The 20,710-nt window shown below is 67.6% G+C and carries 24 protein-coding genes; 15 read left to right on the top strand and 9 right to left on the bottom strand.

Annotated elements, in window-relative coordinates:
• Positions 1–11 precede the first annotated feature (11 nt).
• The gene (locus tag AC5RUO_RS15050) at positions 12–266 is read left to right on the top strand and encodes a hypothetical protein (protein WP_494103938.1); all 255 of its coding nucleotides are present in this window, start codon (positions 12–14) and stop codon (positions 264–266) included.
• A 177-nt stretch (positions 267–443) separates the two neighbouring features.
• Here AC5RUO_RS15050 and AC5RUO_RS15045 read toward each other — a convergent pair whose 3' ends face one another.
• Both AC5RUO_RS15045 and AC5RUO_RS15040 read right to left on the bottom strand, forming a co-directional pair.
• Positions 444–668 carry a hypothetical protein gene (locus AC5RUO_RS15045; protein ID WP_494010971.1) on the bottom strand — a complete coding sequence of 75 codons (225 nt, stop codon included), beginning with the start codon at positions 666–668 and terminating at the stop codon, positions 444–446.
• A gap of 190 nt (positions 669–858) precedes the next feature.
• Positions 859–1,524, bottom strand: coding sequence for a TetR/AcrR family transcriptional regulator (locus AC5RUO_RS15040; protein ID WP_494010970.1), 666 nt, complete (start codon positions 1,522–1,524; stop codon positions 859–861).
• A 122-nt stretch (positions 1,525–1,646) separates the two neighbouring features.
• Here AC5RUO_RS15040 and AC5RUO_RS15035 point away from each other — a divergent pair, with 122 nt between their 5' ends.
• The 3 genes from AC5RUO_RS15035 (at position 1,647) to AC5RUO_RS15025 (ending at position 3,326) form a co-directional block, all read left to right on the top strand.
• Complete coding sequence (locus AC5RUO_RS15035) at positions 1,647–1,970, top strand: thiamine-binding protein (protein ID WP_494010969.1); 324 nt, start codon at positions 1,647–1,649, stop codon at positions 1,968–1,970.
• Between the two features lie 73 nt (positions 1,971–2,043).
• A complete protein-coding gene (locus AC5RUO_RS15030) occupies positions 2,044–2,721 on the top strand; it encodes an O-methyltransferase (protein ID WP_494010968.1) in 678 nt (225 codons plus the stop codon).
• 125 nt (positions 2,722–2,846) lie between these two features.
• Positions 2,847–3,326 carry a Dps family protein gene (locus tag AC5RUO_RS15025; RefSeq protein WP_494010995.1) on the top strand — a complete coding sequence of 160 codons (480 nt, stop codon included), beginning with the start codon at positions 2,847–2,849 and terminating at the stop codon, positions 3,324–3,326.
• A 60-nt stretch (positions 3,327–3,386) separates the two neighbouring features.
• On the opposite strand, the gene AC5RUO_RS15020 is transcribed toward AC5RUO_RS15025, so the two are convergent.
• From AC5RUO_RS15020 to AC5RUO_RS14995, 6 genes are all read right to left on the bottom strand, one after another.
• The gene (locus AC5RUO_RS15020; RefSeq protein ID WP_494010967.1) at positions 3,387–3,563 is read right to left on the bottom strand and encodes a CsbD family protein; all 177 of its coding nucleotides are present in this window, start codon (positions 3,561–3,563) and stop codon (positions 3,387–3,389) included.
• A gap of 123 nt (positions 3,564–3,686) precedes the next feature.
• Positions 3,687–3,944, bottom strand: coding sequence for a hypothetical protein (locus AC5RUO_RS15015; protein WP_494053767.1), 258 nt, complete (start codon positions 3,942–3,944; stop codon positions 3,687–3,689).
• A gap of 411 nt (positions 3,945–4,355) precedes the next feature.
• Complete coding sequence (locus AC5RUO_RS15010; protein WP_494010965.1) at positions 4,356–5,567, bottom strand: YihY/virulence factor BrkB family protein; 1,212 nt, start codon at positions 5,565–5,567, stop codon at positions 4,356–4,358.
• A gap of 104 nt (positions 5,568–5,671) precedes the next feature.
• The gene (locus tag AC5RUO_RS15005; protein WP_494010964.1) at positions 5,672–6,334 is read right to left on the bottom strand and encodes a DUF3618 domain-containing protein; all 663 of its coding nucleotides are present in this window, start codon (positions 6,332–6,334) and stop codon (positions 5,672–5,674) included.
• Positions 6,331–6,762 (bottom strand): phage holin family protein, encoded by a 432-nt coding sequence (locus tag AC5RUO_RS15000; RefSeq protein WP_494010963.1) that lies wholly within the window; start codon positions 6,760–6,762, stop codon positions 6,331–6,333. The genes AC5RUO_RS15005 and AC5RUO_RS15000 overlap by 4 nt, the downstream gene beginning before the upstream one ends.
• Positions 6,762–7,730 (bottom strand): hypothetical protein, encoded by a 969-nt coding sequence (locus tag AC5RUO_RS14995; RefSeq protein ID WP_494010962.1) that lies wholly within the window; start codon positions 7,728–7,730, stop codon positions 6,762–6,764. The genes AC5RUO_RS15000 and AC5RUO_RS14995 overlap by 1 nt, the downstream gene beginning before the upstream one ends.
• A 216-nt stretch (positions 7,731–7,946) precedes the next feature.
• Here AC5RUO_RS14995 and AC5RUO_RS14990 point away from each other — a divergent pair, with 216 nt between their 5' ends.
• A complete protein-coding gene (locus AC5RUO_RS14990) occupies positions 7,947–8,438 on the top strand; it encodes a hypothetical protein (protein WP_494103937.1) in 492 nt (163 codons plus the stop codon).
• Between the two features lie 43 nt (positions 8,439–8,481).
• Here the strand turns inward: AC5RUO_RS14990 and AC5RUO_RS14985 are convergent, their stop codons facing one another.
• Positions 8,482–9,522, bottom strand: coding sequence for an NAD-dependent epimerase/dehydratase family protein (locus AC5RUO_RS14985; protein ID WP_494103936.1), 1,041 nt, complete (start codon positions 9,520–9,522; stop codon positions 8,482–8,484).
• A gap of 146 nt (positions 9,523–9,668) precedes the next feature.
• On the opposite strand from AC5RUO_RS14985, the gene AC5RUO_RS14980 reads away from it, so the two are divergent.
• The 10 genes from AC5RUO_RS14980 to rfaE2 all read left to right on the top strand — a co-directional run bounded on the left by AC5RUO_RS14980 (position 9,669) and on the right by rfaE2 (position 20,619).
• A complete protein-coding gene (locus AC5RUO_RS14980; protein ID WP_494010959.1) occupies positions 9,669–10,625 on the top strand; it encodes a sigma-70 family RNA polymerase sigma factor in 957 nt (318 codons plus the stop codon).
• A 177-nt stretch (positions 10,626–10,802) separates the two neighbouring features.
• Complete coding sequence (locus AC5RUO_RS14975; RefSeq protein ID WP_494010958.1) at positions 10,803–11,339, top strand: D-glycero-alpha-D-manno-heptose-1,7-bisphosphate 7-phosphatase; 537 nt, start codon at positions 10,803–10,805, stop codon at positions 11,337–11,339.
• Positions 11,339–12,427: a glycosyltransferase family 9 protein gene (locus tag AC5RUO_RS14970; RefSeq protein WP_494103935.1), complete on the top strand. Its 1,089-nt coding sequence runs from the start codon at positions 11,339–11,341 to the stop codon at positions 12,425–12,427. The genes AC5RUO_RS14975 and AC5RUO_RS14970 overlap by 1 nt, the downstream gene beginning before the upstream one ends.
• Positions 12,424–13,458, top strand: a complete 1,035-nt coding sequence (locus AC5RUO_RS14965; RefSeq protein ID WP_494010956.1) for a glycosyltransferase — start codon at positions 12,424–12,426, stop codon at positions 13,456–13,458. Before AC5RUO_RS14970 ends, AC5RUO_RS14965 begins: the two co-directional genes overlap by 4 nt.
• A complete protein-coding gene (locus AC5RUO_RS14960) occupies positions 13,455–14,708 on the top strand; it encodes a glycosyltransferase (RefSeq protein ID WP_494103934.1) in 1,254 nt (417 codons plus the stop codon). The genes AC5RUO_RS14965 and AC5RUO_RS14960 overlap by 4 nt, the downstream gene beginning before the upstream one ends.
• Positions 14,705–15,400 (top strand): D-sedoheptulose-7-phosphate isomerase, encoded by a 696-nt coding sequence (locus AC5RUO_RS14955; protein ID WP_494010954.1) that lies wholly within the window; start codon positions 14,705–14,707, stop codon positions 15,398–15,400. Before AC5RUO_RS14960 ends, AC5RUO_RS14955 begins: the two co-directional genes overlap by 4 nt.
• On the top strand, positions 15,397–16,872 hold the full coding sequence (locus AC5RUO_RS14950; RefSeq protein WP_494103933.1) for a PfkB family carbohydrate kinase: 1,476 nt from the start codon (positions 15,397–15,399) through the stop codon (positions 16,870–16,872). The genes AC5RUO_RS14955 and AC5RUO_RS14950 overlap by 4 nt, the downstream gene beginning before the upstream one ends.
• A gap of 51 nt (positions 16,873–16,923) precedes the next feature.
• Positions 16,924–17,625 carry an SDR family oxidoreductase gene (locus AC5RUO_RS14945; protein ID WP_494010952.1) on the top strand — a complete coding sequence of 234 codons (702 nt, stop codon included), beginning with the start codon at positions 16,924–16,926 and terminating at the stop codon, positions 17,623–17,625.
• Positions 17,626–17,665: 40 nt separating this feature from the next.
• Complete coding sequence (locus tag AC5RUO_RS14940; RefSeq protein WP_494103932.1) at positions 17,666–19,090, top strand: aldehyde dehydrogenase family protein; 1,425 nt, start codon at positions 17,666–17,668, stop codon at positions 19,088–19,090.
• Complete coding sequence (gene rfaE2, locus AC5RUO_RS14935) at positions 19,087–20,619, top strand: D-glycero-beta-D-manno-heptose 1-phosphate adenylyltransferase (RefSeq protein ID WP_494010950.1); 1,533 nt, start codon at positions 19,087–19,089, stop codon at positions 20,617–20,619. Before AC5RUO_RS14940 ends, rfaE2 begins: the two co-directional genes overlap by 4 nt.
• The last annotated feature ends 91 nt before the right edge of the window (positions 20,620–20,710 follow it).

Genomic DNA, 20,710 nt, shown 5'->3' with positions numbered 1-20,710 from the left:
GAACGGGGACCATGGACAATCAGCTGCACGCTGCCGGAGAAAGAGCCGGCTGGCCCCGAAAAGATGACCGACGGCGGGCGGGGCTTCCTGCCAAACGCTTCTACACACGATTTGCTGCCCTGTCCGACGTCCCGCCGGAGGATCTGGAGCTGCTGGCCGAGAGGCTGCGCGCCGGCCTGACGGCGGATCCGTCGTCGCCGGTTCCCGCGCTGCAGGCCCTGGTACGGCGGGAGATCCGCAAGAGGGGGGACGCGGCCAGCGGTTGACCCACTGCCCGACACCAGGGACCGGACGAATGCCGTAAGTCCTGACGGGCGGCCAAAGGAGGAACCGGAATGAACGTAGAGTCACAGCCCGCGGGGGAGCAGCCCGGCAGGCGCCGTCCAGGCTACCGTGATCCCCGCGGTTCTTGATCCAGCCGGAACGAAAATGATTCCGGCTTGCTATGCCACTCCGTGGGCGGCGCCGTCCGGCAGCGCGGCCCGGCGGCAGCTTTCTTCGACGGCCATGTCGTACCAGGCCTGCGCGCCAAATTCGGGTTCTGGCGTGTCAAGGTTCTGGTACAACGCGTCCAGCAGGTCCGCTAGTTCATTCGCGCTCAATGTGGGCAGGACCTCTTCCGGATCTCGCGGATTGTTGAGGTAGTGCGAGAGCTTTGAACTGTTCATCGCGCTGCGGCCATCGGCTGCCGGAAATGCAGGAACTGCTTCATGGAGTCGCTCCATCTGGGATGTTCAGAGGCTGGCTGCGTAACCCTCTTGAAGTGTATTGCACCACGTGGGCGCCCACAATGGGTCCCTACTCCTGAGGCGGAGACACCGGAAGTTGAGGTTTAGGTCACCCCGGACTGCAGGAAACCTAGCCCAGTCCGGGTTCGCCAAGGGTGGCCATCAGGGGCGGCGCGGGTGAGGTTGTGGCGGCAGGCACTGGAACATGCGGCGGCAGGGGGCGCGCCGGCCGGGCAGTGCGGATGGCATCCTCCATCAGTGCCAGCGGACGACGCCAGGCGTCGGAGCCTGGCTCCATGGTGTCCACCACACTGATCAGCATGGCGAGCAGGCGGAACATGTCCGTCATGGAGATGTCGGGACGCAGGCTTCCCTGTCCCTGCCCCCGCACCAGCAGGACGCTGAGGGATTCCATCAGGGACCCGGCGATGCCGGTGAGCAGTTCCCGCCTGCCGGCCACGGCGCCCAGCAGATTGGCGTCGGCACTGGAGGCATCCATAAGGGACTCCAGCACCCGGAACAGGCCGGCGGCCGCATCGATATCGGCCAGCGCCCCCTCAATCACGGGATCGACGGTGAGCCGGAGTTGCCGGTTCAATGCCGCAAGGACAAGCTCCTCCTTGTCCGCGAAGTTCCGGAAAAGGGTGGCCGGGCCTACGCCGGCCGTGACCGCGATGGTCTGCAGGGGTACATCCGGACCGAACTCCCGGAAGCACTGGCGCGCCGCCGTAATGATCTTGTCCACGTTCCGCGCTGCGTCGGCGCGGAGGGGCTTGCGGGCGACTGCGAGACTCATGCCCAAAAGGTTAGCAACGCAACTGCGTGCCTTCACCGTTACTGAAGGGTAGGAGCTTATGTGACGGCGTCGGGCGCCCGCGCTGCCCGTTGCCCGCCGGGACGGCGTGGCAGACTGGCATCATGTTGCTTGCGTTTTCTGTTGCCCCGTCCGGCACCCCTGCTGAAGGCTCCCGGCCGGGTGACGCTTCCGTCCACGACGCCGTTGCCGCCGCTGTGAAGATCGTCCGGGAGTCGGGGCTTCCCAACCAGACGGACTCGATGTTCACCACCATCGAAGGCGAATGGGATGAGGTGTTCGACGTCGTCAAGCGCGCCACCGAGGCGGTGGGGCGGTACGGCAGCCGCGTTTCCCTGGTCATCAAGGCTGACATCCGGCCCGGTTACACAGGAGAGCTCACCGCCAAGGTGGAGCGCCTGGAGGACGCCCTGGCGGACGGTTCCTGAGACATCTTTTCCGGTGGCCACTTGTCCGGCTTATTCTCTGGACCAGCAAGTCCGCCCGTGCCAAACTGTGGCAATGTTCGAGCACAAGCCCCGGCCGGAGTGGACGGCAGCTGAAGAGTACCTGACACGGGTGGTGGTGCACCCGGACCCGGCCTTGGAACAGGCCATCAGCTCCGCCGCGGAGGCGGGCATGCCTGCCATCGAGGTTGCACCGAATGCCGGAAAGCTGCTCAAGCTCCTGGTCCAGCTCTCCGGTGCCCGCCGCGTCCTGGAAATCGGTACGCTCGCGGGCTTCAGCACCATCTGGATCGGGCGGGGGCTTCCCGAGGACGGCACAGTGGTCACGTGCGAATTCCTGCCCAAGCATGCGGAAGTGGCGTGGGCCAACATCGATTATGCCGGCCTGGGCGAGAAAGTGGAGATCCGCCTGGGACCGGCGCTGGAAACCCTGGCTGCGCTCGCAGAGGAGGGCCGGGAGCCTTTCGACTTCATCTTCATCGACGCGGACAAGGAGAACAACAGCCGGTACCTGGACTGGGCGGTGCGGCTGGGCCGGCCCGGCGCCACTGTGGTCCTGGACAACACCGTCTGGGAGGGTGCCATCCTGGATCCGGACCTGGATCCCGTGAACGCACCGGGCATCGTGGACGCCCTTAAGCTGCTGGGGGAGCACCCGAGGCTGGACGCCACTGTCATCCAGACGGTCGGCTCAAAGGGGTGGGACGGCTTCGCGCTCGCGAGGATCAGCTAGCCCCACTAATCATTGACGGCCCCGCAGCATGGCGCGGCAGGGGCAGTCGCAGGCCCGTTGCTAAGTATGCTTAGAATTAGGGCCCGGCTGAAGGGCAGCCGGCCAGGCCGCATCGGAGGTACATGATGAAAGCGTCTCCCACCCTTGCCAGCAACCTGCAGATGGTCCTCACCGACCTGATTGAACTGCACCTGCAGGGAAAACAGGCCCACTGGAACCTTGTGGGCACGAACTTCCGCGACCTGCACCTGCAGCTTGACGAAATCATCGCTGCGGCCCGGCTTTTTGCCGACCAGACTGCTGAGCGGATGCGGGCCCTGCACGCACTGCCCGACGGGCGCAGCGGCACCGTCTCCGCGGACAACCGGCTGGACGAGTTCCCCGAGGGCCTGACGTCCACCAAGGACACCGTCAAGCTGATCACCGCCCGGTTGGAACGCGCCGTGCAGACAATGCGCGACGTTCATGACGACGTCGACGACGAGGACCCCACCAGCGCCGACCTGCTCCACGCAGCCATCGAACGGTTGGAACAGCTGGCCTGGATGGTCAACGCAGAAACCATGTCCCCCACTGCTTCCGTCACGCAGCCGGCCGCGAACTAGTCTGCAGGCGCAGCAGAAGGGTGCTGCCGCAATCATGCGGCAGCACCCTTTCGCGTGGACCTAGTCCTTCTTGAAGGCGTCCTTGACCTTCTCGCCCGCCTGCTTCAGGTCGGCCTTTGTCTGGTCCATCTGGCCCTCGGTGCGGAGGCTTTCGTCATCCGTTGCCCGGCCAGTGGTCTCCTTGGCCTTGCCGCCCATCTTCTCTGCGGCGTTGTCGATCTTGTCGTCCAAACCCATGGCATTGCTCCCTTCGGCTGGTGGCCGGCGATGCCGCCAGCCATAATCCCATGCTAGCCAGACTCGGGACGCGCCAACAGGGGTTGTCCCGCCTTGACCTGCAGATACTTGGGGACCGAAGGATCAGACCAGCGGTGGTGCGCTGGCCACGATGTAGTCGGCGGCGGCGGGCCCGGTCATGGACAGGTTGTTGCTGTCCGGGTTGATTCCGTGGTCCTCCAGGGCCACCCAGAGGGCATCCGGCGGCTGGAGCTGTGCCTTATGGATCAGGCACCAGCTGGTGTACAGGCCGTAAAGTTCGTCGCGTCCAAGGCCCAGGCCGGGCTCCCTGTCCGGAACAACTGCTTCGGCAAGGAATTCTTCAAAGTGGTTAGCAGGCATGTCCGCTCATTAGGGTCGACCGTGTGCCGCCGTATCTGCTTCAGCGGTCCTGCCGGACCAAACGGGCCAGCAGAGTAATCACGAAAGTATTGCAGTGCGGATAACTTTGTCCAGTTAGGCCACGGAAACCAGGGGTGGCAGCTGAGCGGATCGAGGGGGCCGACGGCGACTGGGGGGACTGGCCTCGGTCTCAGAGGAGGCCATCTCACCGCCGGCCCCGCCTTGCCCCGGGCCCTTGTCAAACCCGGGATCTTCAACTGGACCTACCTCTAATTTTCCCCCATCTTGGAGGTCCTGCCTAGTACCTGCGGTTGCTACCCTGAGCGCGGTGCATGCAAAAGGCCACCGCACACAGGAGAGGTACAGTGCCCTGCGCCGGACACTGTACCTCTCCCTGTATAGCGGCTGCTGCTACTGCCTGTTGGTGTTTCCTTCGCCGCCCGGGGACTCCCGATGTTCGGCGCGGTCCCGCACCTTGTCCTTTACCCGGTCGCGGTGCGGCTCCGTTTCCTGTTGCCCGTTCTTGTCATTCGTGTCCGGATCTTCCGGGCTCCCGCCGTTTTGGGCGCTGTACTTTTCACGCAGTTCACGGCCATGCCGGATATCTTCTTCCTCCTGGGCCTGGAGTTTTTCGCTCTTCTTGGTGTCCCGTGGGGGAAGCTGGATGGTCTCTTCGGCCTTGATGCCGGCCTCCAGCTGGCGGCCACGTTCCAGCTCGGCGTCGAACTCGGCGCCGAACAGCAGGGACAAGTTCAGGATCCAGAGCCACAGGAGCATGACGATCACGCCGCCCAGGGCACCGTACGTCTTGTTGTAGTTGCCGAAATTGCCCACGTAGAACCCGAAGCCGAGGGAAGCAAGCAGGAAGACGAACAGGGCAATGCCCGAACCGATGCTCATCCACTTGAACTTCGGCTGTTTCACATTGGGAGTGGCGTAGTAGAGCACCGCGATGATGACGATGATAAGGCCCACCATCACCGGCCATTTTGCGATGTCCCAGACCGCGAGGAAAACGCCGCTCAATCCGATCAGACCGCCCACTGCCTCCGCGACAGGACCGCTCAGGACCAGCATGCCGGCGAGGATCGCGATGAGGACAATCGCCAGGAGGGTGACCACCAGCATCGTTCCGCGCAGCTTCACGAACGGCCGGCCCTCATCCACCTCATACACCCGGTTCATGGCCCGGCCAAACGCACCAACGTAGCCCGATGCAGACCACAGGGCGGTGGCAAGGCCGATGACCAGCGTCAGCCCCGCCGCCGGTGCATTGGCCAGGTCCTCGACCACTCCGCCCACCGTATTGACAGTTTCGGCGGGGGCGAAACCACGGACGATCTCCAGCAGGGCATTAGTGGTTTTTTCCGGATCGCCGAAGATCCCGATCACTGACACGAGGGCCAGGATGGCCGGGAACAATGACAGGACGGCGTAGTACGTCAGCGCTGCAGCGAGATCAGTGCACTGGTCTTTGTTGAACTCGCGCAGGGTCTTCTTGAGTATGTATTTCCAGGATGGCTTGTCCACGTCCTTGGGGCTGTCCGGCTTCCTGGAGTCGTTCGGATCCGGTGCCTGCCCTGCCTTGGCGGTGCTGGTTTCGGATGCGTCGTGAGTGGCCATGATGTGTCCTCTCGATCAAGGGCTGAAACGGACAGGCCGGCTCCGCGGGTGGCGGAGCCGGCCTGTCATAGCGTGCAGTTGGCTTGCGTTGCCGCGGCCTGGGATCAGGTGTTTTGGACGTTGGTTTTGGCGTCGGTGGCGCGGTCCTTGATGTCGGTGGCGGCGTGCTGGCCTTCGGTTTTGACTGCTTGGGCTGCGTCGGTTGCGGTGGCTTTGACGTTTTCCATCGCTTCCTGGGCCGGTTCCTTGAGGTCCTGGACCATGTCCTTGGCGGCGTCGGTGACCTTGCCGGCCAGGGGCTGGGCTGCGGTTTTGAGCTGGTCCGCGGCTTCGCGTTCTTTCTGGCTCGGCGGGATCAGGGATGACACGAGCATTCCGGCGCCGAAGGCGATCAGGCCTGCGGCCAGGGGGTTGCCTTGCGCCTTGGCTTTGACCTGGTCCGGGGCCTGGGAGATTGCGGTGCCGGCATCGGAGAGTTTGGCGGAGACGTTGTCCTTGGCGCCGTGGAGGGTGTCCCCGGTGCTGTGCAGGGCGTCGCTGGTGTGGCCGGTCCCGGAGTGCATGGTGTCCTGCACGCGGGTGGTGGCGTGGTCTGCTGCTCCCATGATTCTCTCCTTGACCCCGGTCACGGCGTCTTTGACCTTGTCGGTTTGGCGGTTGACGATGTTGGACGGGGTGACCTTGTCCGCGACGGCGTCCACGTTGGTGCCCAGCCGTGCGCGGGTTTCTTCTATGTTCTGGCGGATTGCGTCAGGGTTCTCGCTCATCGGTTGACCTCACCTGGTTTTAGGGTTGGGGGGATTTCGGAGAGGGTTTCGCCGGTCTGCGGCAGGCCCTTGATCTGCTTGAGTTCCTTGCGGCCAATGCTGGCCAGGATCGCGGCGATGATGGCCCAGAGGACGGCAACGATCACGGCGGCCCAGCCCAGGGGCATCAGGGCGCCGAGGGCGAACATCAGGGCCAGGGACAGGAAGAGAAGGACGAAGTGTCCGGCCACGCCGGCGCCGGCGAGCATGCCGGAGCCTTTCCCGGCGCGGGTGGCGGACTGTTTGAGTTCGGCCTTGGCCAGTTCCACTTCCTGGCGCATCAGGGTGGACAGGTCCCGGGTCACATCGCCCAGGAGCTCGCCAAGGGAGGCGTTATCGGCCTTTTGATGCGCCTCACTCGGCGGCACCTCAGGAATCTGGCTACTCATCACAACCCGCCAGTCTGGCCATCCGCCCTGCGGTCCCGGGTGAGCGGGTCCCCAGCCATGGGATCGTCCGCCAGGTCGCGGTCGCGGAGGGGATCGTCGGCAACCCGGTTGCCCGACCATGGTTCTTCCACCAGCTGCGGGCTGTCCAGGGCGCTGGCAGGACGCACGGGTTCGGCATAACCGCTGCCGGGAGCGCCGCCGTCGTACCCTGCCGTGGTGGTGGCGGGGCCGGGGAGCTGGACCGGAGGGGGCGGGACGGTGCCGCCCGCAGGGGCGTACGACTCGCTGTACTGGTCACCGTACTGGGTGCCGGAGTACTGCCCGGAAAGACCGGCGCCGGGGCGTGTTGTCGACGAGGTTTCCGGGGTGCCTGCGGTTAGGCCACGGGTGAGGCGGCCGGCCAGGACGCCGGCGCCCGCTGCCAGCAGCAGGAAGGTTCCGGGGCGGTTCCGGGCAAAGCGCTGGACTTCGGTCAGAAGGTCCCCCGGTTCCTTGTTCTCGAGCCAGGTGGCCATGGAGGAGGTGCGTTCAGCGGCCTGCCGGATGAGGTCGCTGGCCATGCCCTGCTGGTCCGGGGCGTCAGCCATGCTCTGCAGCTGGCCGGAGATGGTGCGGATCCCCTCGGCTGCCTTCTGCTGCTGGGTGCCGGCCTGGCTGCTCAGGCCTGACTTGGCCTGGTGCAGCAGGTCCTGCGCGCTGTTCTTCGCTTCGGCAGCCACATTGGCAGCCTCACTCTTGGCCGTTTGGGCGACGCCCTGGGCGGAATCCTTTGCCGTGCGGGCTACGTCCGCTGCTTCTTCCTTTGCTGCGTCTTTGCGGGACGCGCTTGACGTGTCACCGGTCTGTGGTGCCCCGGCCGACGGAGTGGCGGCGGCTGGAAAGGTGGCGGCAGTCCGCTCGCCCGGTACTCCCGTTGAGGCCGGGGGAGCCGTGTAGGCGGGATCCTCGGGCCATTGGTTCTCTGTCATCTTCGCTCTCTCTTTCCAAGAAGGCCGGTTGTTGATCAAGAACCAGCAATACTGGCCGTAAAATAATAAGCATGATTACTAATAAAAGGTAAGTACCCTTGCTAAGCGAGTTATAACGGTTCCAGGAAACGTCAGCCGGAATGGCGCAGGCCTGCCCGGACATCGAAGTGGAAAGTGGTGGGTAGTTTGGAAACAGCTCCATGGGTTTGGGTGGTAGTGGCCATTGTTGTGCTGGTCCTGATTGTGTTGCTGCTGGCAACCGGACGGCGCCGGAAGGCGATGCAGCAAAAACGCGATGAAGCCCACCGGGAAAAAGCGGCCGAAATCCGCCATGAGGCACAGAATATGGAACTTGATGCCCGGGAACGCGAGGCAAAGGCAGCGCGTGCCCGTGCTGATGCGGAGCAGGCGCAGGTGAATGCCGCACGGCTGAAGCAGGAGGCCGATGCGACGGCCCGGGAAGCCCAGTCACTTCGTGCCGACGTGGCGGACCATACCCGCAAGGCGGATGACGTGGACCCCGACGTCGGGCGGGATGCTGCCCCGCGGGGGATGGATTCCCGTGGTGACGCCGGCCCCCTCGGTGCGGCGGCAGGTGACGCACGTGCTGAGCGGAAAGAGGGTACGCATGTGGACCGCGACCGGCTGGACGCTGCCCGCGAGGAAGCAGCGCGCCGGGACGGCGACAACCCGCGGACCGGTATCTAGCCTGGCAGCGGCTCCCGTTTAGAGGCCCGGGAGGCATCCCGGATCAGGGTTTGCGCGGTTTGAGGACGGGGGAAGGGGTTACTCCCTTCCCCTTTCCCATGCCCTCCAGGACTTCCTTGACGGCGTCGACGGATGAAGTTCGCGCTTCCCATCCCAGGATGCGGCGTGCCCGGCTGGTATCCATGACCGGTGCCCCGGCTGCCATGTCCACCCAGCCTGAATCGGTGGGCACGAGTCGCAGCCACCAGGCCAGGCCCACCATCTTGTGGAGCAGTCCCATGGGGATCGGAAGGATCCTGCGCGAACCAACGATGCGCGCCAGTTCCTGGGGTGTGAGGACGGGTTCGGCGGCGATGTTGAATGCCCCGCTGGCCCGCTGGTCTATGACCCGCCAGTATGCCTCCGCCACATCGTCCGCGTGGACCGCCTGGAAGACGAGGTTGTCAGGTGCAGGCAGCAGCGGAACCCGGGGCCGGGCCGGCAGGAGCCGCGGGTATACGGGACCCAGGAAATACCTGCCGACTTCGCTGCCCGCGTCCCGCTGGAAGATCAGGCCCGGCCGGAGCCTCGCCACGGAGATGCCGGGCTCGGCCGCGGCGAAGTCATCCAGCAGTTTCTCCTGTTCGGCTTTGTGCCGGCTGTAATGCGAGCCCGGCATGCCCTCCGCCGGCCATGATTCATCCGTGCGCCTGTCCTTGGGTGCTTTGCTGTAGGCGCCGACGGAGGATGCGCAGACAACCTGTTTGACGCCTGCTGCCTTGGCCGCCGCCAAAACGTTCCTGGTGCCTGTGACATTGGTGCGGTAGAGCTGCTCAAGGTCCCGGTTGGGTTGGATTTGCCATGCCAGGTGGACCACGGCGTCCACCCCGCGCAGCGCTGCCTCCAGCAGTGGCTTGTCCTGCTCCAGGCCGACATCCAAAGCGTGCCACGCAACACCTGAATACGGCTCCCGGGTGGTGTCCGGGAGCCGCCTGCTCATTCCAACCACCTCCAGGCTTCCCGGTTTTTTTGACAGCTGGCCCTGCAGGTTCCGCAGCAGTGCTGTCCCTGCGTTTCCACTGGCTCCGGTGATGGCGATGCGCATGAAAAAGGCTCCTCGGCGGGGGTGTGCTGATTCCGCTTATGTGTTGAGCCTATAGCGGGAAGGATTGTTTTATAAGCAACCTTATGATTTCCTACTTCTAAGTCTTGCCGCAGGCTTTCGGAACCAGACTGAGGGAACCAACGACAATGCCCGAATACTTCGCCGCGCTTGCCGTGGATGCTACGCCAGTCCACCGGGAACAACCAGAACTCCCGCATCGAAACCCCTCAACCGCCGCCTCCGGACGCCTCCGGGAAACGTTTGAAAACGACCTGGTCCTCAGCTACCTGGACCTCGCGGAAGCCCTTGCCGGCCGGTTCGAGGCACGCGGGCGCGAACGGGCCGACCTGAACCAGGTGGCCTACCTCGGCCTGGTCAAGGCGGCCCGCGGGTTTGACCAGTCCAAGGGTGAAAGTTTCCCCGCCTACGCCGCCCCTACCATTACCGGTGAGCTGAAGAGGTACCTGCGGGACCGCACCTGGGTTGTCCGCCCACCACGGCACATCCAGGATCTCCGGACCAGGCTGTTCCGCGCCGAGCCGGAACTGACCCAGGCACTGGGAAGGAACCCCAGCGTGGAGGAACTGGCCGGAGAGCTGGGGACGGATCCTGCGGAAGTCCAGGAAGCCATCTCGGCATCCAGCAGCATGCACCCGGATTCCCTCGACGCCGTCAACCCCAACTCCGACGCGCCGCCCATCGGAGACGTGCTGGCCTGCCCGGAAACACCACTGGAGCGGCTGGAGGACCTGGCCTGCCTGCGTGAAGCGATGCAGGACCTGGACGCCGCGGACCGGGAGCTTTTATACCGCCGCTATTTCTGCGAGGAGACCCAGGTGCAGTTGGGGAAACGGCTCGGCATGTCCCAGATGCAGGTTTCGCGGCGGCTGGCCCGCGTCCTGGTGGAACTCCAGCGACGGCTTGAAAACAGTTCCCTTCCCGGCGGCACTGCCCAGGACGGCGGTACCCGCACAGCCAGCGGAAGCGCCGCGACAGGCCGGGCAGGCGGCAGCGCAGGATCATTGCGCAGCGTCCGCAGCGGCAGGGGTTCCGGCCTGGCCGCCAACGCCCACCGGATGGGTGCCAAGGCAAGGCCCGTTTAGTCCCTGAAAGCCAGTACGCCCGCCACGGAAACCATCTTCGCGGCAGTGCGGAAGGAGCAGTAGCAACCCCAGAATTTCCTATCTTGCCTGTTCAGCGGCTCGGATCTTTCCGGTCCGAAAGCCGAGAAAAGCCCGCGTCCCTGTTTAGGAGCAGTAGGAGGAGGGAACAGGTTGGATATGGGAAGCTCCGAAACGTCCAAGTTCCGCGCTGTCCTGTTCGACCGGGACGGAACCCTGGTGGTCGATGTGCCCTACAACGGGGACCCAGCACTGGTCCGGCCGATGCTGGGCGCCAAAGCCGTGCTGGACAGCCTCCGGGCCGAGGGCATCGCCACCGGTGTCATCAGCAACCAGTCCGGCATCGCGCGGGGCCTGATCACCGAAGCTGATGTGGCGGGCGTGAATGCCAGGGTGGAAGAACTGCTGGGGCCCTTCGACGTGTGGGAAGTGTGCCCGCACTCGGAGCAGGACGGCTGCACCTGCCGGAAGCCGCAGCCCGGGATGATCCACAGCGCCTGCCGGAAGCTGGGCATCGCCGAATCCGAGGCAGCACTCATTGGCGACATCGGGGCCGATGTGCGTGCCGCGGAGGCCGCTGGAGCAACAGGCGTGCTGGTTCCCACCCCGGTGACCCGGGCTGAGGAGGTGGCAGCGGCGCGGCTGGTCGCCCCTGACTTGGCGGGCGCCGTCGGCCTGCTGCAGGGGGCGCCTTGATGGGCCGCGTGCTGGTGGCACGCCTGGACAGCATGGGCGATGTCCTCCTGGCCGGGCCTGCGGTCCGGGCGGTGGCCCATGGCCGGATTCCTGACGGCAGCGGCGCCAACCACGTTGTGATGCTGTGCGGCCGGCAGGGGGAGGCCGCCGCTGCGCTGCTGCCCGGCGCCGCGGAGGTCTACAGCTGGGACAGCCCGTGGATCATGAACCCCGCGCCAAAGATGACCGGTCCCCACGCGGACCGGCTCATCGATTTCGTCCGCAATTCAAGGATCACCGAAGCGGTCATCCTCACTTCCTTCCACCAGTCCCCGTTGCCGCTGGCCCTGCTGCTGAGGCTGGCCGGGGTGGAGCGGATCACCGGCGCGTCCACTGACTACGCCGGTTCGCTGCTGGATGTCCGGCTCAAACCCGGGGAGGATTTCCCGGAGGACCAGCCTGAGGCCGAGCGGGCGCTGGGGATCGCGGAGGCGGCCGGGTTCCGGCTGCCGGCCGGTGACGACGGCAAGCTCCGCTTGGCGTCCATCCCCGATGTTCGGGACTTGGTGGGAACCGAACCTTACGTGGTGGTCCATCCAGGGGCTGCCGTCCCGGCCAGGGCGTGGCCGCCGCTGCACCACGCGGCGGCCGTCGAACTCCTGCAGGGCGCGGGTCACCATGTGGTGGTCACGGGTGGTCCCAACGAGACCTCCCTGACCGCCACGGTGGCCGGTCCCTCGGCGCTGGACCTCGGCGGCCGGACCGACCTTTCCACCCTGGCGGGGGTCATGGCGGGGGCCGACGCGGTCGTCACGGGGAACACGGGTCCCGCCCACCTCGCAGCGGCAGTGGGCACTCCGGTGGCGTGCCTGTTTTCGCCCGTGGTTCCGGCCATCCGCTGGGCGCCGTACGGGGTGCCGCTGGAACTCCTGGGTGACCAAAACGCCGCCTGCCGGATGACCCGCGCCCGCGTCTGCCCGGTCCCGGGCCATCCCTGCCTCGACTCCGTCTCACCCGAGGAGGTGGTTGCTGCCGTCGAACGGCTGATCGGCGGAGTTAGCTCCTTCAGCACCCATGTCAGCACCCGTAGAAAGGCCCGTAACAGATGAAAATCCTGCTCTGGCATGTCCACGGTTCCTGGACGGACGCGTTTGTCCGCGGACGTCATGAGTACCTGCTTCCGGTCCTGCCGGAAGGTGGTGCCTGGGGACTTGGCCGTGCCGGCAGGGACTGGCCGCCTTCAGTGCGCGAGGTGGACCTGGCAACGCTCGACGCCGACGCCGTTGACGCCGTGGTGCTTCAACGCCCCGAAGAGATCGCGGAAGTGGCCCGGTTGCTGGGGCGGACCCCGGGCCGCGACCTGCCGGCGGTGTACGTGGAGCACAACACCCCCAAGGGCAACTTCCCGAATACCTGCCATCCGCTCGCTGACCAGGACAGTATCCCGGTGGTCCACGTGACCCATTTCAACAGGCTGGCCTGGGACAACGGCTCCGCCCCCGTCACCGTCATTGAGCATGGAATCCCGGATCCCGGACACCTATACACCGGGGAGCTGGCCGAGCTGGGTGTGGTGGTCAACGAGCCGGTGCGGCGCGGCCGGGTGACCGGGACAGATTTGCTGCCGGCCTTTGCCTCCGTGGCACCCCTCCAAGTGTTCGGCATGAAGACGGACGGGCTCGCTGCCGCAACCGGGATAGACGCCTCCAGGCTGACGGCCCGCGGCGACCTGAAGACGCAGGAACTGCACCGGGAACTGGCCCGGTGCCGCGTCTACGTGCACCCCATGCGCTGGACGTCCCTGGGCCTGTCCCTCCTGGAAGCCATGCACCTGGGGATGCCGGTGGTGGCCCTGGCCACCACCGAAGCGCCGCGGGCGGTGCCGCCGGAAGCTGGCGCCGTGTCCGCCGACATTGACGAGCTGCTCCGCTGTGCGCAGCGGCTGGTCGCCAACCCGGATGAAGCCCGACGGCGGGGCACAGCCGCCCGTGAGGCGGCACTGGAACGCTACAACCTGGGCACGTTCCAGGACCGCTGGGATGAGCTGCTGGCGGACCTGCGGAGCCAGCCCCGGCACTCCGTCAATGAGCACCCGGACGAGCGGATCCTTGTCCCGGTGCTAGAGAGGAAGACCCCATGAAAATCGCCATGATTTCTGAGCACGCCAGTCCGCTGGCAGCCCTGGGCGGAGTGGACGCGGGCGGACAGAACGTCCACGTTGCCGCGCTGTCCGAGGCGCTCGCCGAGCGGGGCCACCACGTCACCGTCTATACCCGCAGGGATGCAACGGAGCTTCCCGCCAGGGTCCGGGTGGGGCGCCGGCTTGAGGTTGTCCACGTCGATGCCGGACCCGCCCGGCACGTTCCCAAGGATGAGCTGCTGCCCTATATGGGGGAGCTCGCTGACGGGGTGGCCCGGGACTGGGGCCAGCGGCCGCCGGACGTGGTGCACGGGCACTTCTGGATGTCGGGCCTCGCCGCGCTTGACGCTGCGCGCCGGCCCGACGCCGGATACCGCGTCCCGGTGATCCAGACCTTCCACGCCCTCGGCACGGTGAAACGCCGGCACCAGGGCGCAGAGGACACAAGCCCCGCCGAACGCCGCTGGCTCGAGCCCGGGGTGGGGCGCTCTGCGGACCGGATCATTGCCACCTGCTCCGACGAGGTCTTCGAGCTCAAGGCCATGGGTATCACCACGGGCAAGATCTCCATCGCCCCCTGCGGCGTGGACCTTGGCTTCTTCTCCGCTGAGGGACCCACGGCCGTCCGGAAGCGCCGCTACCGGATCCTCTCGGTGGGGCGGCTGGTGCCGCGCAAGGGTGTCGACCTGGTGATCCGCGCCCTGCCGCACCTGCGCGCCGCGGGATTCGACGACGTCGAGCTCCTCATTGTGGGCGGTGGCGGCGATTCCGGGGCGCTGCACGCGGACCCGGAGGTGCGCCGGCTGCTGGCCCTGGCTGCCGAACTGGGCGTCGAGGACCAGTTGTCGCTGCAGGGGCAGGTGTCCCGCGCCGAAATGCCCGGGATCTTCCGCAGCGCAGATGCCGTGGTGTGCGCGCCCTGGTACGAGCCGTTCGGCATCGTCCCGTTGGAGGCGATGGCGTGCGGCGTTCCGGTGGTGGCGGCTGCCGTAGGCGGCCTGCGGGACACCGTGTTGGACCACGCCACCGGCCTGCACGTGCCCCCGCGGGACCCGGAAGCAATCGCCTCAGCGCTCGCGCTGCTGCTCGGAAACCCGGACCTGCGCACCGAACTCGGCAACGCCGGCCAGGTGCGTGCCCGCACCAGGTACTCGTGGGAGCGGGTGGCCGCCGAAACGGAGAAGGCCTACCAGCTCGCCGTGGCGGAGACCCCGGCCGGCGCCATACCCATGGAAGGAGCAGCGCTGTGACTGCTGAATGGTCCCTGAGGGAAGCCGACCTGACGGCGCTGGCCACCGCGCCGGCGCTGCCCGCAGTGCTGCCGGGAGCGGCCTTTGTCGACCCGGACAGTGCCGACGCCGTCCGCAGCCACCTGGACAACGTGGTTCCGGCGCTCGATTCGCTCCGCAGCCAGTCCGGCAGGCTCGCCGCCTGGGGAGTGGAGCTCGCCCAGCGGCTGCTGCGCGGCCAGCGGTTGCTCGCAGCCGGCAACGGCGGGTCCGCCGCCGAGGCGCAGCACCTCACCGCCGAACTGGTGGGCAGGTTCGACGGCGAACGCGTCCCGTTCTCCGCCATCTCCCTGCACGCTGAATCCTCCGCGGTCACGGCCATCGCCAACGACTACGGCTATGACGAGGTGTTCGCCCGCCAGGTCCGGGCGCATGCCCGTTCCGGAGATGTGCTGATGCTGCTGTCCACCAGCGGCAAGAGCCCCAACCTGCTGCGCGCCGCGGAGGCGGCAGCACGGCTCAACGTGACCACCTGGGCGCTGACCGGAACAGGACCCAACCCGCTGGCCGACGCCTGCGACGAGGCCGTGATGATCGACGCCCTCAACGCCAATGCGCAGGAAGGGCACCTGATCGCGCTGCACGCCGTGTGCCGGGCCTTCGACCTCGAGGTGGCCCGCCGCAGTCCCACGGTGGGAGGTGGCCGGCCATGAGAATCGTGGTGGTGGGGGACGTCATGCTGGACGTTGACCTCTCAGGTGAGGCGACCCGCCTCAGCCCCGACGCGCCGGTTCCCGTGGTGGATGTCTCGGGCATCCGCCGTCGTGCCGGGGGTGCCGGGCTGGTGGCCCGGATGCTGGCCGAGGACGGCTGGCCCGTCACCCTGGTGACGGTCCTTGGCGACGACGACGCCGGGCGGCAGCTGAAGGAGCACCTCGCCGGAGTGCGGCTCGTGGCGGGCCCCAGCGGCTACCCCTCGCCGGTGAAAACCCGGGTGCGGGCAGGCTCGCATCCCCTGGTGCGCTTCGACCAGGGGTGCGAGAAGACCCCCGTACCCGACGTCAACCCCGCCATGCTCAGCGCCGTTGAACAGGCGGGCGTGATCATCGTCGCCGACTACGGGAGGGGAGTGGCCGCCAATCCCCGGCTCCGCGAACTCCTTACCCGGCTGGCCCCGAACGTGCCCGTCATCTGGGATCCCCATCCTTCCGGTCCGGACCCGGTGCCCGGGGTGGCCGTGGCCACGCCCAACCTGTCCGAAGCGGTCAGGGCCGCCCAGGCCCTGGCGCACAAAGGCCCGCAGCCCGCCAAGGACAATGCGGCAGCCGGCGGTGAAGAGGACGGCTCCGGGGACCAGGCCGCAACGGCCGGCCGCATCCTGCTGGACCACTGGCAGAGCAACGCGGTGCTGGTCACCCGGGGCGAGCAGGGCGCCGTCCTGCTGCGCCGCGATGGCCAGAATCCGCTCCAGGTGCCTGCTCCCCGGGTGGAAGCGGGTGATCCGTGCGGGGCGGGGGACCGGCTGGCAGCGGGCCTGGCCGTGCACCTGCTGGCCGGAAGGACCCTGGAGGAGGCTGCCGGCCTGGCGGTGCACGACGCTGCCGATTTCCTCGCTGCCGGAGGAGTAGCGGCTCTTCCGGACCGCACCACCGGTCCTGCCGCGCCGGAGGAGGAAACAGGCGTGGCGGCGTCGGACGCGCCGGCACGGTCCCTCAAAGCGAAGCGCCGCCCCACCGAACCGCTGCTGCTGGCCAGGACGGTCCGGCAGAACGGCGGAACCGTGGTGGCCACCGGCGGCTGCTTCGACCTGCTGCACGCAGGCCACGTCCGTTCCCTCGCCGCGGCACGCGAGCTGGGAGACTGCCTGATCGTCTGCCTGAATTCGGATGACTCGGTACGGCGGCTCAAGGGCCCGGAACGTCCCATCATCGGCCAGCACGACAGGGCCGAGCTGCTGCTCGCCATGGAGTGCGTGGACGCCGTGCTGGTCTTCGACGAGGACACCCCGGAGGCCGCCCTGGAGCGGCTGCGCCCGGACATCTGGGTCAAGGGCGGCGACTACAAGGGCGCCCGGCTCCCGGAATCAGACCTGGTGGAAAGCTGGGGCGGCCGCTGCCTCACGGTTCCCTACCACCCGGCGCGTTCCACCACGGGACTCGCCAACGCGCTCGCCAAGGTGGGCTGACCGGCCCTGGCAGCGCAGCACGACATCGTATTTCCCATTGAAAGGAACACCATGACCGCAGAATCGCATGCACCCGGCCGCGTCCTCATTACCGGAGGGGCCTCCGGACTGGGCGCCGCCGTCGTCGAGGCCGTCCTCAACGCGGGCGGCACCCCGGTGGTGCTGGACCGCGACATCAGCAACGTCTCCGGCGTGAAGGCCTTCGAAGTGGACGTCGCCGACCGCCTGGCGGTGGAGGCCGCGGTGCGCGAAGCCGCCGAGACGGTGGGCGGGCTGGACGCGGTGGTCACCGCAGCCGGGATCGACCGCTGCGGCAAGCTGGCCGACGTCGAAGCCACGGAATGGGAAAAGGTCATCGGGGTGAACCTGATGGGCACCGTGTCCGTGGTCCGGGCCGCGCTGCCGTACCTCAAGTCCACCCATGGCCGGGTGGTCACGGTCGCCTCCACGCTTGGCAAGCGCGCTGTAGCTGACGCAACGGCCTACTGCGCCTCCAAGTTCGGCGTGGTGGGCTTCAGCCACGCGCTCGCCGCCGAGACCGGCGGGGAAATCGGGGTCACCACCATGATCCCGGGCGGGATGAAGACCCGCTTCTTCGACGACCGCACCGAACAGTACAAGCCGCAGGACGATTCGCGGCTCAACGATCCGGCGAACGTGGCCCAGGCCATCCTGTTCGCGCTGTCCCAGCCGAAGGGCTGCGAAGTCCGCGAGATGCTGGTCTGCCACGAGGAGGAGGGCTCCTGGCCCTAAGCCCCAGACCGGCCCTGCATGAACCGACGGGAGGAACCCCATGCCTACAACAGCCACCGAAACCATCAGCCAGGACACCGCCAGCGGTTCCGGCATCACCATCCGGGATCCGCGCACCGGTGACATCCTGTGGACGGTGCCCGAAGCCGGAGCAGGTGCAGTGGACCATGCCGTGGAAGTGTCCCGCAGCGCCACCGCCGAATGGGCTTCCACGGCCCCTGCACAGCGGGGAGCGGCGCTGCGCAGCGCCGCCCGGGCACTCGATGCCGCAGCCCAGGAGCTGGCCGGCCTCAACGCCAGCGAAACCGGCCGGCCGGTGGAGGAAGCTCTCGCCGGGATCGCGGCAGGGGTTTCCACCCTGGAGCAGTACGCCGAACTCGGCCCGGTGCACCGTGGCCACAGCCTCCGAGGGAACCGGCTCGCCTCCGATTACACGGTGGCCGAACCCCGGGGCGTGGCGGTCCTCCTGACGCCCTGGAATGATCCGGTGGCGGTGGCCTGTGGCCTGATCGGCGCAGCCCTGGTCACCGGCAACACCGTGATCCACAAGCCCAGCGAGCGGTGCCCGCGCCTGGGCGAAGCGCTCGGCGAGGTCCTGGCGCCTGCCTTCCCGCCCGGGGTGTTCCTCACCGTTAACGGCGGGGCAGAGGTGGGCGCCCTTTTGTCGCAGGCGGAGGTGGATGTGCTGGCGCACGTGGGCTCCAGCGCCTCGGGCGCCCGGATCGCCCGGGCCGGGGCGCTGACCGGAGCCCACGTGATCAGGGAGAACGGCGGCAACGATCCACTGGTTGTGGATGGCGACGTGGATCCCACCTGGGCCGCCGGCCAGGCGGCCATCGGCGCCTTCAGCAACAGCGGGCAGATCTGCACAGCGGTGGAACGGATCTACGTCCACAAGGCCATCGCGGAGGAGTTTTGCGCCGCCCTGCAGGCAGAGGCCGCGCAGCGCAACAGCAACGGCACTGTGGCGCCGCTGGTGGACCTGCGCATGCGCGACGAGGTCCACGCCCAGGTTGCCGAGGCCCTGGAACAGGGTGCCCGGGCAGTTGAAGGCGGCGCCCTGCCGGACGGGCCGGGGTCCTTCTACCCGGCCACGGTGCTGCTGGACTGCACGGAGGGAATGCAGGTGATGACAGAGGAGACCTTCGGCCCGGTTGCCCCGGTGCAGGTGGTGGAGACGTTCGACGACGGCCTGCGCCTGGCATGCAGTGGCAGGTATGGCCTCGCCGCCACAGTCCTGAGCGGCAATATCGCGCACATCCAGCAGGCGGTGGCTGCCCTGCCGGTGGGAACCGTCAAGGTCAATGAGGTTTTCGGCGGCGCCCCGGGTGGTGCCGCACAGCCACGCGGCGAAAGCGGGCACGGGTTCGGTTACGGACCGGAGCTGCTGGACGAGTTCAGCCAGGTGAAGGTGGTGCACATTGCTGCCCCGCCCGCCAGAACCCCAGGAAAGGACCAGCCATGAGCACGTCTCCTGAAGCCGTGGACCTCTCCAGCCAGCGGGCGCTGTCCGAGTGGCTGCCCGGGCGCCTGGCGGCGGAGGAACCCCGCATCCTGGTGGTTGGCGACCTCATGCTGGACGGCTGGTGGAGCGGCACCATTGAGCGGCTTTGCCGCGAGGCGCCCGCCCCGGTGGTGGACATCCAGGTCCGGGAGTCCGTTCCCGGCGGCGCAGCCAACACCGCCATGAACCTGGCCGCCCTGGGTGCCCGGGTTGCCGTGGCTGGGATCATCGGCACCGACGATGCCGGCGTGGACCTGCGGAACCAGTTGGTGGCCGCCGGCATCGACGTCCGGCACCTGCACACCCATCCGGACATGGTGACCACCACCAAGACCAGGATCAGCAGCGGCGGGCAGGTGATGCTGCGCCTGGACGACTCAGCCAGGACTGTGCCGGCCGACGCCCTGGCCGCGCTGGCCGCCTCGGTGCGCGCCGCCGTCGAACGCCAGGATGCCGTCCTGGTTTGCGACTACGGGAACGGCGTCCTTGCCGGGCCTGTGCAGGCGGGACTCGTGGAGGCGCTGGGGGCCCGGGAGGGCACGGTGCGGCGGCCGCTGGTGGTGGTCGACTCGCACGATCCCCGCCCCTGGGCCCCGCTGCGGCCGGACCTGGTCACACCGAACGCGCAGGAAACGGCGCGGCTCCTGGACGTGCGGCTGCCCGACGGGCAGGAACGCGTGGACGCCGTGGGCGCGCAGGCGGAAGCGCTGCTCGCTGCCACCGGCGCCCGGGCGGTGGTGGTCACCCTGGACCGCGACGGCACGGTGCTGTTGACCTCCGACGGCGTCCGGCACCGGACATGGGCGCGGCCGGCGGCCGAGAAGCAGGCCTCCGGTGCCGGCGACACATTCGTTGCGGCACTCACGCTGGGCCGCTCGGCCGGGCTGCCCCTGACGGCAAGCCTGGACCTGGCTCAGTCCGCAGCCGATGTGGTGGTGCACCAGGCGGGCACGTCGGTCTGCAGCACGGAACAGCTGAGCCGCTACCTGCGGGCCTTCGCGGACACCGCACTGGGCGCCGACGAACTGGAACGGCAGCTCGGGGTGCACCGGGCCCAGGGGCAGCGGATCGTGCTGACCAACGGCTGCTTCGACGTGCTGCACAGCGGGCACACCCGCTATCTCAATCAGGCCAAGCAGCTGGGCGACATCCTGGTGGTGGCCCTCAACAGCGACGCCTCCGTCCGCCGGCTCAAGGGCGCCGGGCGCCCCATCAACGCCGTGGGTGACCGGGCCGCCGTGGTGGCTGCGCTCAGTTGCGTGGACTACGTGACCGTCTTCGACACGCCCACCGCCGAGCCGCTCATCCGGCAGCTCCGCCCGGAAGTCTACGCAAAGGGCGGTGACTACACCCCGGAGATGCTGGCGGAGACCCCTGCGGTGGAGGAGTACGGAGGCCGGGTGGCCATCCTGGACTACGTGGCGGAACGCTCCACCACCGCCGTGGTCAACCGGATCCGGGACGGCGAGGGTGCCGCTTCGGCCATCTAGGTGCTTTTCCCCGGGCCCGTGCTGTCCGCGAAGGGCCGGCGCGGCCCCGGTGGTCATTTAGGGTTGAAGCATGACTGAGGCGCGGCACGGG

The organism is Arthrobacter sp. Y3221087 (assembly GCF_059089905.1).
The sequence above is the reverse complement of the archived record's forward strand: the minus strand, read 5'-3'. Positions and strand labels throughout refer to the sequence as shown.

What these genes read in the sequence shown, in the direction of transcription:
- AC5RUO_RS15050 (WP_494103938.1), top strand. Translation starts at nt 12, where the DNA reads ATGGACAATCAGCTGCACGCTGCCGGAGAAAGAGCCGGCTGGCCCCGA.
- AC5RUO_RS15045 (WP_494010971.1), bottom strand. Translation starts at nt 668, where the DNA reads ATGAACAGTTCAAAGCTCTCGCACTACCTCAACAATCCGCGAGATCCG.
- AC5RUO_RS15040 (WP_494010970.1), bottom strand. Translation starts at nt 1,524, where the DNA reads ATGAGTCTCGCAGTCGCCCGCAAGCCCCTCCGCGCCGACGCAGCGCGG.
- AC5RUO_RS15035 (WP_494010969.1), top strand. Translation starts at nt 1,647, where the DNA reads ATGTTGCTTGCGTTTTCTGTTGCCCCGTCCGGCACCCCTGCTGAAGGC.
- AC5RUO_RS15030 (WP_494010968.1), top strand. Translation starts at nt 2,044, where the DNA reads ATGTTCGAGCACAAGCCCCGGCCGGAGTGGACGGCAGCTGAAGAGTAC.
- AC5RUO_RS15025 (WP_494010995.1), top strand. Translation starts at nt 2,847, where the DNA reads ATGAAAGCGTCTCCCACCCTTGCCAGCAACCTGCAGATGGTCCTCACC.
- AC5RUO_RS15020 (WP_494010967.1), bottom strand. Translation starts at nt 3,563, where the DNA reads ATGGGTTTGGACGACAAGATCGACAACGCCGCAGAGAAGATGGGCGGC.
- AC5RUO_RS15015 (WP_494053767.1), bottom strand. Translation starts at nt 3,944, where the DNA reads ATGCCTGCTAACCACTTTGAAGAATTCCTTGCCGAAGCAGTTGTTCCG.
- AC5RUO_RS15010 (WP_494010965.1), bottom strand. Translation starts at nt 5,567, where the DNA reads ATGGCCACTCACGACGCATCCGAAACCAGCACCGCCAAGGCAGGGCAG.
- AC5RUO_RS15005 (WP_494010964.1), bottom strand. Translation starts at nt 6,334, where the DNA reads ATGAGCGAGAACCCTGACGCAATCCGCCAGAACATAGAAGAAACCCGC.
- AC5RUO_RS15000 (WP_494010963.1), bottom strand. Translation starts at nt 6,762, where the DNA reads ATGAGTAGCCAGATTCCTGAGGTGCCGCCGAGTGAGGCGCATCAAAAG.
- AC5RUO_RS14995 (WP_494010962.1), bottom strand. Translation starts at nt 7,730, where the DNA reads ATGACAGAGAACCAATGGCCCGAGGATCCCGCCTACACGGCTCCCCCG.
- AC5RUO_RS14985 (WP_494103936.1), bottom strand. Translation starts at nt 9,522, where the DNA reads ATGCGCATCGCCATCACCGGAGCCAGTGGAAACGCAGGGACAGCACTG.
- AC5RUO_RS14980 (WP_494010959.1), top strand. Translation starts at nt 9,669, where the DNA reads ATGCCCGAATACTTCGCCGCGCTTGCCGTGGATGCTACGCCAGTCCAC.
- AC5RUO_RS14975 (WP_494010958.1), top strand. Translation starts at nt 10,803, where the DNA reads ATGGGAAGCTCCGAAACGTCCAAGTTCCGCGCTGTCCTGTTCGACCGG.
- AC5RUO_RS14970 (WP_494103935.1), top strand. Translation starts at nt 11,339, where the DNA reads ATGGGCCGCGTGCTGGTGGCACGCCTGGACAGCATGGGCGATGTCCTC.
- AC5RUO_RS14965 (WP_494010956.1), top strand. Translation starts at nt 12,424, where the DNA reads ATGAAAATCCTGCTCTGGCATGTCCACGGTTCCTGGACGGACGCGTTT.
- AC5RUO_RS14960 (WP_494103934.1), top strand. Translation starts at nt 13,455, where the DNA reads ATGAAAATCGCCATGATTTCTGAGCACGCCAGTCCGCTGGCAGCCCTG.
- AC5RUO_RS14950 (WP_494103933.1), top strand. Translation starts at nt 15,397, where the DNA reads ATGAGAATCGTGGTGGTGGGGGACGTCATGCTGGACGTTGACCTCTCA.
- AC5RUO_RS14945 (WP_494010952.1), top strand. Translation starts at nt 16,924, where the DNA reads ATGACCGCAGAATCGCATGCACCCGGCCGCGTCCTCATTACCGGAGGG.
- AC5RUO_RS14940 (WP_494103932.1), top strand. Translation starts at nt 17,666, where the DNA reads ATGCCTACAACAGCCACCGAAACCATCAGCCAGGACACCGCCAGCGGT.
- rfaE2 (WP_494010950.1), top strand. Translation starts at nt 19,087, where the DNA reads ATGAGCACGTCTCCTGAAGCCGTGGACCTCTCCAGCCAGCGGGCGCTG.